General features: G+C 69.1%; 11 protein-coding genes. All 11 read left to right on the plus strand.

What is annotated here, in order from left to right; genetic code table 11:
- Window positions 1-22 precede the first annotated feature (22 nt).
- The gene (gene ftsH, locus K4L06_RS13125) at window positions 23-1,918 is read left to right on the plus strand and encodes an ATP-dependent zinc metalloprotease FtsH (RefSeq protein WP_221671784.1); all 1,896 of its coding nucleotides are present in this window, start codon (window positions 23-25) and stop codon (window positions 1,916-1,918) included.
- 396 nt (window positions 1,919-2,314) lie between these two features.
- Complete coding sequence (gene folP / locus K4L06_RS13130) at window positions 2,315-3,217, plus strand: dihydropteroate synthase (protein WP_221671785.1); 903 nt, start codon at window positions 2,315-2,317, stop codon at window positions 3,215-3,217.
- Window positions 3,218-5,143: 1,926 nt separating this feature from the next.
- Complete coding sequence (gene miaA / locus K4L06_RS13135) at window positions 5,144-6,133, plus strand: tRNA (adenosine(37)-N6)-dimethylallyltransferase MiaA (protein ID WP_221671786.1); 990 nt, start codon at window positions 5,144-5,146, stop codon at window positions 6,131-6,133.
- A gap of 161 nt (window positions 6,134-6,294) precedes the next feature.
- Window positions 6,295-6,567, plus strand: coding sequence for an RNA chaperone Hfq (hfq, locus tag K4L06_RS13140; protein WP_221671787.1), 273 nt, complete (start codon window positions 6,295-6,297; stop codon window positions 6,565-6,567).
- A gap of 88 nt (window positions 6,568-6,655) precedes the next feature.
- Complete coding sequence (gene hflX / locus K4L06_RS13145) at window positions 6,656-7,954, plus strand: ribosome rescue GTPase HflX (RefSeq protein ID WP_221671788.1); 1,299 nt, start codon at window positions 6,656-6,658, stop codon at window positions 7,952-7,954.
- Window positions 7,955-8,091: 137 nt separating this feature from the next.
- Window positions 8,092-9,201 (plus strand): FtsH protease activity modulator HflK, encoded by a 1,110-nt coding sequence (hflK, locus tag K4L06_RS13150; RefSeq protein ID WP_221671789.1) that lies wholly within the window; start codon window positions 8,092-8,094, stop codon window positions 9,199-9,201.
- Window positions 9,198-10,061, plus strand: a complete 864-nt coding sequence (locus tag K4L06_RS13155) for a protease modulator HflC (protein ID WP_221671790.1) — start codon at window positions 9,198-9,200, stop codon at window positions 10,059-10,061. Before hflK ends, K4L06_RS13155 begins: the two co-directional genes overlap by 4 nt.
- A 6-nt stretch (window positions 10,062-10,067) precedes the next feature.
- Window positions 10,068-10,256 (plus strand): DUF2065 family protein, encoded by a 189-nt coding sequence (locus K4L06_RS13160; protein WP_221671791.1) that lies wholly within the window; start codon window positions 10,068-10,070, stop codon window positions 10,254-10,256.
- A gap of 426 nt (window positions 10,257-10,682) precedes the next feature.
- Complete coding sequence (locus K4L06_RS13165) at window positions 10,683-11,033, plus strand: helix-turn-helix domain-containing protein (protein ID WP_255595113.1); 351 nt, start codon at window positions 10,683-10,685, stop codon at window positions 11,031-11,033.
- Window positions 11,034-11,357: 324 nt separating this feature from the next.
- Window positions 11,358-13,106 carry a hypothetical protein gene (locus K4L06_RS13170; protein WP_221671792.1) on the plus strand — a complete coding sequence of 583 codons (1,749 nt, stop codon included), beginning with the start codon at window positions 11,358-11,360 and terminating at the stop codon, window positions 13,104-13,106.
- 368 nt (window positions 13,107-13,474) lie between these two features.
- Entirely contained in the window at window positions 13,475-14,767 is a 1,293-nt protein-coding gene (locus tag K4L06_RS13175; protein ID WP_221671793.1) for an adenylosuccinate synthase, read from the plus strand.
- The last annotated feature ends 654 nt before the right edge of the window (window positions 14,768-15,421 follow it).

Below are 15,421 nucleotides of genomic sequence, written 5' to 3' on the forward strand. Positions count from 1 at the left end.
GGGGCCGCAGGGTAGGAAATAAATGAACGATTTGGCCAAGAATCTGCTGCTTTGGGTGATCGTCGCCGTCGTGCTGATGGTGGTGTTCCAGGCGTTCGGCCCGCGCACCCCCGGCGCCGATGTGCTGGCCTACGACCAGTTCATCAACCAGGTCCAGTCGGACAAGATCAAGGAAGTGAAGATCTCCGACGACGGCACCACGATCACCGGCACGCGCAAGGACGACACCAAGTTCACCACCTACAGCACGCGCGACCCGTACCTGATCAACGACCTGATCAACCACAAGGTCGTCACCGAGCAGACCCCGCCGTCGAGCAGCCCCTCGCTGATCATGATCTTGGTCAACGTGCTGCCGTGGCTGCTGTTCATCGGCATCTGGGTGTACTTCATGCGCCAGATGCAGCAGGGCGGCAGCAAGGGCGCGATGAGCTTCGGCCGTTCGCGGGCCAAGCTGCAGGGCGAGGACCAGGTCAAGGTGACCCTGGCCGACGTCGCCGGCTGCGACGAGGCCAAGGAAGAAGTCGGCGAACTGGTCGAGTTCCTGCGCGACCCGTCCAAGTTCCAGAAGCTCGGCGGCAAGATTCCGCGCGGCGTGCTGATGGTCGGCCCGCCGGGCACCGGCAAGACCCTGCTCGCCCGCGCCATCGCCGGCGAGGCCAAGGTGCCGTTCTTCTCGATCTCCGGTTCCGACTTCGTCGAGATGTTCGTCGGCGTCGGCGCCAGCCGCGTGCGCGACATGTTCGAGCAGGCCAAGAAGCACGCGCCCTGCATCATCTTCATCGACGAAATCGACGCCGTCGGCCGCCATCGCGGCGCCGGCCTGGGCGGCGGCCACGACGAGCGCGAGCAGACCCTCAACCAGTTGCTGGTCGAGATGGACGGTTTCGAGGGCGGCGAAGGCGTGATCGTGATCGCCGCGACCAACCGCCCCGACGTGCTCGACCCGGCGCTGCTGCGCCCGGGCCGCTTCGACCGCCAGGTGGTGGTCGGCCTGCCGGACGTGAAGGGCCGCGAGCAGATCCTGCGCGTGCACATGCGCAAGCTGCCGCTGCACGACGACGTCGAGCCGATGACCATCGCCCGCGGCACCCCGGGTTTCTCCGGCGCCGACCTGGCCAACCTCTGCAACGAGGCGGCCCTGTTCGCCGCGCGCGAGAACGCCAAGGACGTGCGCATGGAGCACTTCGACAAGGCGCGCGACAAGATCCTGATGGGCGCCGAGCGCCGCTCGATGGCGATGAGCGAGGACGAGAAGAAGCTGACCGCCTACCACGAGGCCGGCCACGCCATCGTCGGCCGCGTCGTGCCCGAGCACGACCCGGTGTACAAGGTCACCATCATTCCGCGCGGCCGCGCCCTGGGCGTGACCATGTACCTGCCGGAAGGCGACAAGTACTCGATGAACCGGGTCGCGATCGAGTCGATGCTGTGCTCGCTGTACGGCGGCCGCGTCGCCGAGGAGCTGATCTTCGGCGTCGACAAGGTCACCACCGGCGCGTCCAACGACATCGAGCGCGCGACCAAGATGGCCCGCAACATGGTCACCAAGTGGGGCCTGAGCGACGAGATGGGCCCGATCGCCTACGGCGAAGAAGAGGACGAAGTCTTCCTCGGCCGTTCGGTCACCCAGCACAAGAACGTGTCCAACGAGACCGCGCGCAGGATCGACGAGGTCGTGCGCGGCATCCTCGACAAGGCCTACGGCCGCACCTCGCAGATCCTCAAGGACAACCTCGACAAGCTGCACGTGATGGCCGAGGCGCTGCTGCAGTACGAGACCATCGACGCGGCCCAGATCGACGAGATCATGGCCGGCCGCCGCCCGGGCCCGCCGGCCGACTGGGCCAAGGCCGGCAAGCTGCCCAAGGACGACAACCGTCCGGGCGCGATCGGCGGCCCGGCGGCGCAGACCTGACGGTCGGGATTGGGGATTTGGGATTCGGGATTCGTTAGAGCCGAAGCCAAAGCCAAAGCGTTGAAGCAGACGGCGCCCGGGGAACCGGGCGCCGTTTGTTTTTTCTGGCTGGGATTGGGGGTTTGGGATTCGTTAGGGCACAAGCCAAAGCGCTGAAGCAGGCGGTGTCCGGGGGAGCCGGGTGCCGTTTGTTTTTTGGGCTGGAATTGGGGACTGGTCGGAGTCTGGGCTCCGGGATGGACCGGGCAGGTGTCGGACCGGTTCTGGCTTGCGTTGCCTAAAAAGGAGCGTGGGAGGGGGCGCTTTGCCAGGTCGAGGGTGAAAGCCGCAGGACGCTTGCGTAAGCTCGACGGGGACGAACACTCGCCCAATCCCCAATCCCCAATCCCCAATTCCATGTTCGACCTCTCCCCGATCCTCGACTGCAACGGCCGCCCGCTCAAGCTCGATCGCCCGCGGGTGATGGGCATCGTCAACGTCACCCCGGACTCGTTCTCCGACGGCGGGGCGCACGATGGCGTCGAGGCGGCGGTGGCGCATGCGCTGCGGCTGGCCGCGGAGGGCGCGGACGTGCTCGATATCGGCGGCGAGTCGACCCGGCCCGGGGCCGATGAGGTGCCGGTCGAGGAGGAACTGCGGCGCACGATTCCGGTGATCGAGCGCTTGGCGCGCGAAACCGGCCTGCCGATCAGCATCGACACCTCCAAGCCCGAGGTCATGCAGGCTGCGGTCGCGGCCGGCGCGGGGATGATCAACGACGTCTACGCCCTGCGCCGCGACGGCGCGCTCGAAGCGGCGGCCGGGCTCGGCGTGCCGGTGGTGCTGATGCACATGCAGGGCGAGCCGCGCTCGATGCAGCACGAGCCGGTCTACGACGACGTGGTCGCGCAAGTGCACCGCTTCCTCGCCGAGCGCATCTTCGCCGCCGAGATGGCCGGCATCGCCAAGAAACGGATCGTGGTCGATCCGGGCTTCGGCTTCGGCAAGACCCTGGACCACAACCTGAGCCTGCTGGCCCAACTCGAGCGCTTCGCCGAACTCGGCGTGCCGCTGCTGGCCGGTCTGTCGCGCAAGCGCAGCATCGGCGAGCTGACCGGCCGCGAGGACGCGCGCGAGCGCGTGCACGGCTCGGTCGCCGCGCATCTGATCGCGGCCCAGCGCGGCGCGACGCTGCTGCGCGTGCACGACGTCGCCGCGACGGTGGACGCGCTGAAGGTCTGGCACGCGGTCGCGGCGCAAGCGATGCCGCGGCGTACGACGGCGTCGGCGCCGTCGCTGAAGTGGCCCGACGACGAGTAAGCCGCCCCCCCCGCAGGCGCGCCGCGCGCCTGCGCACTCGACCGGTCGTTTCGCGCCGTCGCTGGCGATATCGAACCCGCTGCGTCCCGCGTCCGCCGATAGGCCGGCGAGGGCGAAGCCGGCGCGCGCAGCGGCGAACCGGCATGGAAGCGGCGACGATGGCCGGACCTCGATCCGCAGCGGCATCGGTCGCGCATCGGCGCGGAGCACGAGCACTCCCGTGCCGGCGACGGGAATGTGCGCAATTCGGCGGCTGTCTTGCCCCGTCGCGTCGAGCGCGGACTCCGACGGCGCCGCGCCGGGGGCTCGGCAGCATCCGCAGCGCTGGCGATAATTTCGCCACAATCCTGCAAGCCTTGCGGCGCAAGGCGTGAAACCCGATTCGCGGGCGACTGTCCGCAGCCTTGTCCACAGCGCATGTGGACAAGGCGCGGCCGGGATTGCGCGTGCGGCGCCCGCTCGGCATCGGGCTCGGGACCGCGACGGACAGTCCGCGTCGCGCCGGTACAGGGCCGCCGGCGGAACGTGCCCGCTTCGTGGACAAAAAATAGCCAAACTCCTGCGAGGCTTGCTGCGCAAGGCGTGAAACCGCCTTCGCCGATGTGTGTCCGCAGCTTTGTCCACAGCGTTTGTGGACAGCGCACGCGTCGTATCGCGGCAACGCACAGCGGCGCCGGATTTGTCAACGCGGACCGCTGCGTCCAGGCGCGGACCCGACGCCTCTCGTATCGCCGTCGAGGACGGCCGATGTCCATCGCCTCCAGCGCTGGCGAAGATTTGTCCAAAATCCCCGAAGCCTTGCCCCGCAAGGCGTGAAACCCGAATCCCCGGCGAGTGTCCGCAGCCTTGTCCACAGCCGATGTGGACAAGCGCACGAGGCGAAGCCGGCGCCTGCGCCGACGGCAGCCCTCCGGTCGGTACCGCTCCGCGACGGGGGCAGGGCTCGCTGCGAATCGCCGTCGGATCCGGATCTCGACGTCCTGGACAAAAAATCGCCAAAACTCCGCAGGCCTTGATGCACAAGGCGTGAAACACGCCTCCCGGCCGTGTGTCCGCAGGTTTGTCCACAGCGTTTGTGGACAGCGTACGCAAGCTCTCGCGGCCATCGCACCGCACTGCCGCTGCGCGAGCGTAGCGGCGTCGCCATCGCGACCGGCCCGAAATCGGGCGCGGAACGGCCCGCGCGCGCCTGGCGATATTTTGTCCAGAATCCTGCAGGCCTTGTCCCGCAAGGCGTGAAACCCGATTCCACGACAGCTGTCCGCAAGCTTGTCCACAAGCGATGTGGACAACGGCGCCGCGGCGAAACCGCAGCGCAGGCCAAGGCGGGAGCGTCGCGGCGCCAGGGCAGGGCATCGCAGCGATCGCTGCCGGCGACGCGATGCCGGTAGCCGCATGGCGCGCGTCATGCCCGCGCGAGCGTGTGTTCCCAGACATCGCGGCGGCCTGGTGATTTTTTCGCCAATCTTTGCCAGGGCTTGCGACGCATAGCGTGAAACCCGATTCGCGGATCGCTGTCCGCAGGCTTGTCCACAGCGAATGTGGACAGCCGGCGCGCGCGCCGCGGACCGGCGCCGATCGCGCGGATGCGCGCAAAGCCTTGGAAGTCAAGCGAAAATCGCTGGTCAAATTATCGCCAACCCTCTTGCAATCGTTGTGTGGCAACGGATTGCGGGCGCGTTCCGGAAACTGTCCGCAGGCTTGTCCACAGGCTGTGTGGACAACCGCAGGCGGGTGGCGATGTTTTCGCCAAAATCCCGCCAAGCCTTGCCGTGCCTGGGCTGCGCCGGCTTATCAACAGGCTTGCCCCAGTGCTTCTCCACAGCGGATGTGGAAAGCCGTCCGCCGCCGCCGCCGCGGCTTCCGTCGCGCGCGCGGCTGTGCGAGGCTGCCGGCTCTCGCCGCCGCCCGCTCCGCTTCCGCCGCATGCCCCGTTCCGCCGACCCGCGCCCGCTCGCGATCGCCCTGATGGGGCCGACCGCGTCGGGCAAGACCGCCCTGGCCCTGGACTGGGCGCAGCGCCTGGACGGCGAGATCGTCAGCGTCGACTCGGCCCTGGTCTACCGCGGCCTCGACATCGGCGCGGCCAAGCCCAGCGCGGCCGAGCAGGCGCTGGTGCCGCACCACCTGATCGACGTGCGCGACCCCTGGCAGCCGTACTCGGCCGCCGACTTCGCCCAGGACGCGCGCCGCGCCCTGGACGGCATCGTCGCCCGCGGCCGCCTGCCGATCCTGGCCGGCGGCACCGGCCTGTACTTCCACGCCCTGCTGCGCGGTCTGGCGCCGATGCCCGAGGCCGACGCCGCGGTCCGCGCCCAGCTGGCCGCCGAGGCGGGGCGGCGCGGCTGGGCCGCCCTGCACGCCGAGCTGGTCCAGGTCGATCCGGAGGCGGCGGCGCGCATCCACGCCACCGACGCCCAACGCATCCAGCGCGCCCTGGAAGTGTTCCGCCTGTCCGGCAAGCCGATCAGCCGCTGGCGTCGCGAGGCCCTGCACGCGCCGCGGCTGCCGTATCGGGTGCTCAGGCTGGCGCTGGCGCCGGCCGAACGCGCGACCCTGCATGCCCGGATCGAGCGCCGCTTCGACCAGATGCTGGCCGACGGCTTTCTCGATGAAGTCCGCCGTCTGCGCGCGCTGCCGCCGCTGGGCGCGCATCCCGCCCCGCTGGATCTGCCGGCGATCCGCGCGGTCGGCTACCGCCAGGCCTGGGAGTACCTGGACGGGGCCGGCAGCGAGGACCAGTTCCGTGCGCGCGGCATTTACGCGACCCGGCAGTTGGCCAAGCGCCAGTTGACCTGGTTGCGCGGCGAGCTTGACCTGCGTTGGTTCGACCCTTTGCGTGATGCGGTCGAGTTGGAGCGCACATTGACCCAGTTCGCGGGCGTTCGGCTCGTAGGACGGGCCCCGGCGGCTTAGAATGGACCGCGCAAACCCGGAACCGGGTCGCAATGTTTGCTATCACTTGCGTTACCATCGGCCGGTCGCCCTGTGGGGACAACAGCCGGCGATACGGCCGCGCCTGCACCCGTTGCTGGGAGCGCCGTCCTAATAACTAGAACATGCTGGGGAATTAGAAGATGTCTAAGGGGCAATCCCTCCAGGATCCTTTCCTGAATGCGCTGCGTCGCGAACGTGTGCCGGTCTCGGTCTACCTCGTCAACGGCATCAAGCTGCAGGGCACGATCGAATCGTTCGATCAGTTCGTGGTGCTGCTGCGCAATACCGTGAGCCAGATGGTCTACAAGCACGCGATTTCCACCGTGGTGCCCGCGCGCAACGTGCGCGTCGGACCGGGCGGCGGCTATGTCCAGTCGGCCGAAGGCGGCGACGGCAGCGACGAAACCGAATAATCCGGAACGAGAGCGGAGGACGGGGCCGGCACGGCATGGCCGCCTTGACTCGTTCCTCGTTCCTCTCCACTCGTTCCCCGGACCCTAGATGTTCGAACGTTCCAAGAAGGGCGAGCACGCCCTGTTGATCCAGCCCCACGCCGGCGGCGCGCCGGACGAGGACCTGCTGGAGGAGTTCGCCGACCTGGCGCGGTCGGCGGGCGCGACCGTTGCCGCGGTGCTGACCGCGCGCATCGACCGGCCCAATGCGGCGACCCTGATCGGCAGCGGCAAGCTCGACGAGGTCAAGACCGCGGCCGACGCCAGCGGCGCCGACCTGATCCTGGTCAACCATCCGCTCAGCCCGGGCCAGGAGCGCAATCTCGAGCGCGCCCTGCAGCGCCGGGTGGTCGACCGCACCGGCCTGATCCTGGACATCTTTTCCCAGCGCGCGCAGAGCGCCGAGGGCAAGCTGCAGGTCGAACTGGCCCAGCTCAAGCACATGGCCACCCGCCTGGTGCGCGGCTGGACCCACCTGGAGCGCCAGCGCGGCGGCTCGATCGGCCTGCGCGGGCCCGGCGAAACCCAGCTGGAAACCGACCGCCGCCTGCTGCAGAAGCGGGTCGAACAGCTGCAGCGCCGGCTCGACAAGGTCGAGGTGCAGCGCACCCAGATGCGTCGCGCGCGGGTGCGCAGCGAACTGCCGCGGGTGGCCCTGGTCGGCTACACCAACGCCGGCAAGTCGACCTTGTTCAACGCCCTGACCGGCGCCGAGGCTTACGCCGCCGACCAGCTGTTCGCGACCCTGGACCCGACCGTGCGCCGGATCGAGCTGTCCGGCGGCGCGGTGGTGCTGGCCGACACGGTCGGCTTCGTCCGCGACCTGCCGCACGAGCTGGTCGCGGCGTTCCGCTCGACCCTGTCGGAGGCGCGCGAGGCCGACCTGCTGCTGCACGTGATCGACGCCGCCGACCCGCATCGCGACGACCGCATCGCCCAGGTCGACGAGGTGCTGAACGAAATCGGCGCCGGCGATTTGCCGCAATTGCTGGTTTTCAACAAGATCGACCGCCTCGAAGGCGTGCCGCCGCGGGTCGACCGGCCCGGCGAGGAGCGCCACCGGGTCTGGGTCTCGGCCCGCCAGGGCCTGGGCCTGGACATGTTGCGCGGTGCCCTGGGCGAGGCCTTGCAGCTGCGCCACATCGCCGGCGAGCTGCGGATCGCCCCGCAGGACGCGCGTTTGCGCGCGCGCCTGCACGAGCTGGGCGCGGTCCGCGCCGAGCAGGCCGACGAGCACGGCTGGCTGCTGCAGGTCGACCTGGCCCTGGCCGACGCCCAGCGCCTGTTCGTCCAGGCTCACGGCGAAGCGCTGCGCCCCTTGCTTGAGGCGGTTCAGGACCCCACCTAGAATCGACGGGTTCGCGCGCGCTGGTTCGGCGCGCGGATTCCCGCGGCGCATCGGCGCTGCGGGCCGGCGGCGTGCCGCCGGTGCAGCGGGCTGGACAGAGGACGTCCCGCCTGGCGCCCAACTTCTTAGGAGCAGGCATGGCCTGGAACACCCCTGGCAGTGACAATTCCGGCGACAACCCGCGTCCGCCGCGCCGCAAACCCCAAGGGCGCGGCCTCGACGCCGTGATCGAGCCGCTGCGCGGCCTGTTCGGCAACGGCGGCGGCGGGATCCTGCGCTGGGTCGCGCTGCTGCTCGGCCTGTGGCTGATGTTCAACTGCTTCGTCCTGGTGACCGAGCAGGAGCGCGGCGTGGTCCTGCGCTTCGGCGTGTTTTCGCGCGTGCTCCAGCCCGGCCCGCACTTCAAGGCGCCGTGGCCGATCGAGAGCGTGCGCAAGGTCAACGCGACCCAGACCCAGGCCTACAGCGAAACCATCCCGGTGCTGACCCGCGACGGCAACATGGTCAACGTCGAGATCAACGTCCAGTACCGGATCGAGTCGCCGCGCCTGTACCTGTTCGGTTCGCGCAAGCCCGACGACGTGCTCAAGCAGGCCGCGCAGAGCGCGGTGCGCGAGCAGATCGGCCGCTCCGACCTGGACACCGTGCTCGGCGCGCGCAGCGTGCTGACCACCCAGGTGCGCCAGCGCCTGCAGGCCTCGCTCAAGGCCTACGAGACCGGCCTGATCCTGACCGAGCTCAACCTGCCCAACGCGCGTCCGCCGGAAGAGGTCAAGGACGCGTTCGACGAAGCCCAGCGCGCCAACGCCGAAAAGTCGACCTCGATCAACGAGGCCCAGGCCTACGCCAAGAAGATCGTCCCGGAAGCGCGCGGCGACGCGCAGCGCATCCGCACCACCGCCGAGGGCTACAAGACCTCGACCGTGGCCCGCGCCGAAGGCGACGCGACCCGCTTCTCGCTGTTGGTCGAGCAGTACAAGAACGCGCCCGACGTGACCCGCAAGCGCCTGTGGCTGGATACGGTGCAGGAAGTGCTGGCGCAGAACCGCACCATCGTCGGCGGCGACTCGCGCCAGATCCTGTACGTGCCGATGGCCGACCGCAACGCGGTGCCGACCACGCCGGGCCCGGTCAGCGTGCCGCTGCAGCCGGAAATGCTCAGCCCGGTCACCTCGACCGAATCGAGCACCATGCCCTACGTCGGCCGCCCGGCGCGCCCGAAGACCCGCGATGAGGTGATGCGATGAGATTCCCCGTCATTGTGGCCGCGGTGGTGGCCGCCCTGCTGGCCCTGCTGGGTTCGGTGTTCACCGTCTCCGAAGGGCACAGCGCGATCGTGTTCCGGCTCGGCACCGTGGTGCGCGAGGACATCGGCCCCGGCCTGCGCTTCAAGTGGCCGCTGATCGAAACCGCGCGGGTGTTCGACCGCCGCCTGCAGATCCTGGAATCGCCGCCGGAGCGCTACCTGACCGCCGACAAGCTCGACGTCAGCGTCGACTTCTTCGCCCTCGGCCAGATCGACGACATGCGCCGCTTCTTCCAGGCCACCGGCGGCGACGAGTCCGTCGCGGTCGAGCGTCTGGCGCCGATCATCCGCGACTCGCTGCGCAACGAGATCAACTCGCTGAAGCTGCTCGACGTGGTCAAGGGCGACCGCGAGGCGGTGATCGGCAAGCAGCTGGAAGCGATCAACAAGGGCGCTGCGACGCTGGGCATCCGGATCAAGGACATCCGCATCAAGCGCATCGACCTGCCGCAGGACAGCAACGTGCTGGCCTCGGTCTACAACCAGATGCGCTCGCAGCGCCTGCAGGTCGCCAGCCAGCTGCGCGCCGAGGGCGTGGAGCAGGCGCAGGCGATCCGCGCCGCGGCCGAACGCGACCGCACCGTGATCCTGGCCGAGGCCGAGCGCGACGCGCAGCGCCTGCGCGGCGAGGGCGACGCCCAGGCCGCGCGCCTGTACGGCGAGGCGGCGAACAAGGATCCGGCCTTCTTCGCCTTCCAGCGCAGCCTGGAGAGCTACCGCAAGTCCTTCGCCGATGGCCAGAGCGTGATCGTGCTCGACCGCGACGATCCGTTCCTGCAATACCTCAAGTCCGACCGCTGAGGCGCCGTGGCCGGCGAAGTGCTGCGGGCGCTGTGCCTGGTGGCGGTGTTCGAGGGGCTGTTCCTGTTCGCCGCCCCGCGCGGCTGGAAGCGCGCCGCCGAACAGTTGCTGATGCTGCCCGACCGGCACCTGCGCCTGGTCGGGGCGATAGTCGTGGCGATCGGCATCGTCGCCTTGTGGCTCGCGCGCGGCTGAGCGCTCGCGCCGAGCGCAAGCGACCCTGTCGCCTCTAGCGCATCGACCGACGCACGCGGCCGCTCCGGCCGCGTGCGCGGTCCGCTCGCGCTGCTCGAATCCTCGCCGCGAGCCTCCCGATCCTGCGCACGGCCCGCCTGGGCTGCATGTGATTGGCTTCGCGCCGCATCGCAGCGTTCGCTGGGAAAGGCGCCGCAACGCAGGCGTCGGTTGCAGGCCAAGCAGGCCATCGGCTTGCCTCGTCGCCAGGCCGTGCGTTCGCATCCGCATCGCTCGGCACGACCGACGCTTTCATCGACGCGCGGGCGATGGCCGATCCGGACCTCCGCCGGCGTTTGGCTAGCAGCGGCGGACATGATCGCCGCCTGCTCGACAGGACTTTCGTCACACGAACTCCGGTACACGAAAGGAGGATCGATGCCGTCGATGTCGACGCGAATCCGGCGCGCGCGCAGGTTCGCCAATTTTTCCCAGACCCAACTGGCCGGGCGCGTCGGCGTCCAGCGCAGCGCGGTGGCGCAATGGGAGCAGGCGGGCGGCACTTCGCCCAGCGTGGACCACCTGGCGCGGGTCGCGCTGGCCACCGGGGTGTGTTTCGAATGGTTGGCCACCGGACGCGGACGCGCGCAGCCCAACGGCGGCGATTTCGATATGGCCGTCACGATGCAGGACTTCGCCCAAAGCGAGACCGAGGGCCGGATGCTCGAATTGATCCGGCGCCTGCCGCCGAAGAAGCAACGGATGGCCTGTTCGATCCTGGACCTGCTCGCCGGCTGAGCCGCCGGCCGCGCCGCAAGGCGTCCGCGCGATGCGCCGCGGCGCCGGCGCGACCGCGCTCGCTTTCGTTCGCCGCCCATGACGCCGGTCAACAGGGCGCGGAGAAGCGCATCACCTTTGCCCGCGTTTCGCGATCGGGACTGCGAATCCTTCCCCGGTCGTCCCGGTATCGACCCGTTTTCGCCCTGTCGCCGACCCCGCCCGCGGTCCTAGAACCATCGGCGGCGAACGACGCATGCGGCCTCCGATCTCTCCGGCGGCGACGGCGCCAAGACGCCAGTCATCCCACCGTCCCAGAACGTCCACACGACCCGGAGTCGCGTCATGAAGGAATCGCTGCACTTGCGTCGGACCGCACTCGCCCTGGCCCTGCTGTCGCTGAGCGGATCGGCGCTGGCCGCCACCTGCCCGGCCTACAACCCGTCCAACAAGGCCAACAAACTCTACCTGGTGTTCCCGACCGCGCCGATCGCCTACCCCTCGTTCGGTTTCTCGGCCGGTTCGGTGACCAATCCGGCGGCCGCGTTCAACGCCGCCGACCTGCCCAGCTACACCGGCACCACCACCGCGCTGCGCGACGCGGTCAAGCACGTGGTCGAGCTGGACTACTGCGAATTCAACGTACAGGTGCTGCCGACCGCGACCCTGCCGCCGGCGACCTTCCCGCGCCGCAACGTGGTCGCGGTGACGACCAAGTCGGACATCGCCGACGGCCTGTTCGGCCTGGCCCAGGCGGTCGATACCGGCGATGCGGTCGCGATCGACTATTCCTATGTCTGGGGCAAGACCTACCAGGACTGGACCGGCGGCCCGGGCGGCGCGCTCAACGGCGCCAACTCGACCCTGGACCGCTGGGCCAACTCGATCGGCGGCACCGCCGCGCACGAGGCCGGACACAACTACGGCCTGGCCCACAACACCATCGTCGGCCCCGGCGAAGACACCTACAAGCACCATGTGATGCCGGCCGGCGGCGCGCTGACCGCCGAAGACCGCGCCGGCTACCGCCGCCATTTCAGCGACCACGAATTCTCGGTGCTGGCGGCCAACGTCGGCCTGTCGCTGCAGACCATGTGGAACTGGGATCTGGTCAATCCCAACGCCGCGCCCGCGCACAGCCTGGAGCTGCGCGTGCTGTATCCCTCGGCGACGCCGCCGGTGATCGACTGGGCCTACGCCGGCTGCAACAGCCCGTGGATCAACCCGACCGTGATCGGCCCGATCGGCCCGTCCGAAACCTTCCAGGGCGGCACCTACTACCCGTACACGGTGAAGTGGAGCACGCCGAACCCGGGCTGGGGCACCGGCGGCTGCGTCGGCCTGCCGGGTGCGCCGGGCCAGGCGCCGGGCGGGGTCAAGTTCCACATCGGCGCGTCTTTCGCCGGGGTCAACTTCAGCCTGTCGACGCCGAACCCGATCGTGATCAAGGACATCACCCTGCGCAATTCGTCGAACGTGGCGATGGCGCTGAACCCGCGACTGCACGCCTTCGACGCCGGCACCCTGGACACCATCGGCGGCACCTTGAACCTGGGCGTGTTCAACCTCGCCGACACGCCGCTGCTGGTGCGCGACCTGCAGGTGATGGAGCTGCCGCGCGTGCTCGCGCTCGACCAGATGGTGGTCGACGGGCGCATCGCCGACTTCCTCGGCGAGCCGTTCCAGCCCTGGCCGGAAACCACCCGCACCCTGGTGCGCGAAGCCAAGCTGGATCCGCGCGGCAAGGGCCTGAGCCTGCCGATCGCCCAGCTCAACCAGCCGCGCCACGTCTACGAGGTGATCACCGAGGAGGACTGCAAGAAGGGCCAGGCCGACCGCTTCACCGCCGGTCCCGACACCGCCGACTGCCGGCCGGGCACCAACATCGACCTGTTCCCCTCGACCACGGTCTATTTCACCGCCAATACGGTCGACCCCAACGCCACCTACTGGGATCCGGACAAGCGCGCTTACGTGCGCGGCGAGCTGGCCACGCGCACCTACTACCAGCTCACCGGCCGCCGCCTGGACCAGGACAAGAACGGCGTCGACGACTACGTCGACGCTCGCCAGGGAGGCAAGAGCGGACGCTGAGCGGGACGGTTGCGGCTGCCGGGCGCGTCGGACCGCCCGGCGGCAGGCGGGCCCGGCATGAGGCCGGGCCCGCGTTTTAACCGACAGGCTTGCGCACGGACGGGCCGGCGGGCGGGGCGGGGGAGGGCGCAAGCATGAACGAAACCCGCCCGCCGGGCCGATCCGGGCCGGCCGATCGGACGATCCGACCGATTTGGGGTGGCCTTGACCCCCCGAAACCCGGATAATGCACAAAAGCCGGCCGGGGCCATCCCCGCCGGCTTTTTTCCGTTCATGGCCCTGTGGCGCGGCATCGGCTGCGACTGGGCCGCGAGCGGACGCCAGGCGGCCACCGCCGCTATCACCGCAAGCGCAGGAGTTTGAAGGTCATGGGTCAGTCAGTCGTCGTTCTCGGTGCCCAGTGGGGCGATGAAGGCAAGGGCAAGATCGTCGACCTGCTGACCGAGCAGATCGGCGCCGTCGTGCGTTTCCAGGGCGGCCACAACGCCGGCCACACCCTGGTCATCGGCGGCAAGAAAACCGTGCTCCACCTGATTCCGTCCGGCATCCTGCGCGAAGGCGCGCTGTGCCTGATCGGCAACGGCGTGGTGTTGAGCCCGGCCGCGCTGCGCAAGGAAATCGAAGAGCTCGAGGCGACCGGCGTGGAAGTGCGCTCGCGCCTGAAGATCAGCCCGGCCACGCCGCTGATCATGCCCTACCACATCGCCCTGGATCAGGCCCGCGAAAAGGCCGCCGGCGGCAAGGCCATCGGCACCACCGGCCGCGGCATCGGCCCGGCCTACGAGGACAAGGTCGCCCGCCGCGGCATCCGCGTCGCCGACCTGCACTACCCGGAACAGCTGGCCGAGAAGCTGCGCGCAGCGCTGGATTACCACAACTTCGTCCTCACCCAGTACCTGGGCGTGGAAGCGGTCGACTACCAGAAGACCCTGGACGAGGCGCTGGCCTTCGGCGAATACGTCGAGCCGATGAAGTCCGACGTCGCCGGCATCCTTCACGACCTGCGCAAGCAGGGCAAGCGGGTGCTGTTCGAAGGCGCGCAGGGCTCGCTGCTCGACATCGACCACGGCACCTATCCGTACGTGACCTCGTCCAACACCACCGTCGGCGGCGCGATGGCCGGCACCGGCGTGGGCGCGGATTCGATCGACTACGTGCTCGGCATCGCCAAGGCCTACGCCACCCGCGTCGGCGGCGGCCCGTTCCCGACCGAACTGGACGACGAAGTCGGCCAGGGCATCCGCGACCGTGGCCAGGAATACGGCGCCACCACCGGCCGCCCGCGCCGTTGCGGCTGGATCGACATCGTCGCGCTGAAGCGCGCGGTGGCGATCAACGGCATCACCGGCCTGTGCATCACCAAGCTCGACGTGCTCGACGGCATGAAGACGCTGAAGATCTGCATCGCCTACGAGTACCGCGGCAAGCGCACCGAATACGCGCCGCTGGACGCGGCCGGCTGGGACGAGTGCACGCCGGTGTACCTGGAGTTCCCGGGCTGGGACGAGAACACCCACGGCATCACCGAATGGGACAAGCTGCCGCCGGCCGCGCGCGCCTACCTGCGCGCCCTGGAAGAGCTGGCCGGTTGCCCGCTGGCGATCGTCTCCACCGGCCCGGACCGCGACCACACCATGGTCCTGCACGACCTCTGGGCCTGAGCCCGGTCGGCTTAGCGTTGCAAAAAGCCCCGCATCCGCGGGGCTTTTTTTGTGGCGGGGGTCAAGCGAGCTTGGCCCCCGCCGTCCCTGGGGCTCGAGTCACCGTGCCGCTTCCTGAGGCGGGCGGAGCGGTCTCCAGATATGTCCCGGTTCGGTGATCGGTCAGTCGGGCCGGGCGGCCAGCGACGTCGAACCGATCCGAGCCATGCTGCTCGGATGCGCATTTCGTTCATACGGCTTGGCGCACCGTTCCGTGCATACCCATGGACGAGTAGGCAATCGCCGTGAACCAGCGTCGGAAAAATCCGAATCGAGCTGAACGATCGGGAGTGGTTCGAGTGACACGGTTCCTCTGTCGCGCGATCGCTAACGAGGAAGGCTGCGCTTGATCGTGAAGAGAGTTCCGAACAGTCGCCTGCATGTGTGTCAACCGTTGCGGCTGCGTCACAAAACAGCGCGACCTACGATTTCTCTTCCACGGACAGGTCGACTGTTCAGCCGATGACAAAGCGCAGAAGAACGCTCAAGCGTATTCGCACATTATCGCCACATTCGATAGCTGCCGCTGCGCGTGCCTTTTTGGGGGCTTGTACGACAACGATCGCGCCATCTGCGCCCGAGCCCACGATCTGGATCGGCCATGCCAAGCTTGTC

This window comes from Lysobacter sp. BMK333-48F3, assembly GCF_019733395.1.
GTDB lineage: Bacteria > Pseudomonadota > Gammaproteobacteria > Xanthomonadales > Xanthomonadaceae > Lysobacter.

Coding starts and splice junctions, on each gene's coding strand:
- ftsH (WP_221671784.1), top strand. CDS start 23: ATGAACGATTTGGCCAAGAATCTGCTGCTTTGGGTGATCGTCGCCGTC.
- folP (WP_221671785.1), top strand. CDS start 2,315: ATGTTCGACCTCTCCCCGATCCTCGACTGCAACGGCCGCCCGCTCAAG.
- miaA (WP_221671786.1), top strand. CDS start 5,144: ATGCCCCGTTCCGCCGACCCGCGCCCGCTCGCGATCGCCCTGATGGGG.
- hfq (WP_221671787.1), top strand. CDS start 6,295: ATGTCTAAGGGGCAATCCCTCCAGGATCCTTTCCTGAATGCGCTGCGT.
- hflX (WP_221671788.1), top strand. CDS start 6,656: ATGTTCGAACGTTCCAAGAAGGGCGAGCACGCCCTGTTGATCCAGCCC.
- hflK (WP_221671789.1), top strand. CDS start 8,092: ATGGCCTGGAACACCCCTGGCAGTGACAATTCCGGCGACAACCCGCGT.
- K4L06_RS13155 (WP_221671790.1), top strand. CDS start 9,198: ATGAGATTCCCCGTCATTGTGGCCGCGGTGGTGGCCGCCCTGCTGGCC.
- K4L06_RS13165 (WP_255595113.1), top strand. CDS start 10,683: ATGTCGACGCGAATCCGGCGCGCGCGCAGGTTCGCCAATTTTTCCCAG.
- K4L06_RS13170 (WP_221671792.1), top strand. CDS start 11,358: ATGAAGGAATCGCTGCACTTGCGTCGGACCGCACTCGCCCTGGCCCTG.
- K4L06_RS13175 (WP_221671793.1), top strand. CDS start 13,475: ATGGGTCAGTCAGTCGTCGTTCTCGGTGCCCAGTGGGGCGATGAAGGC.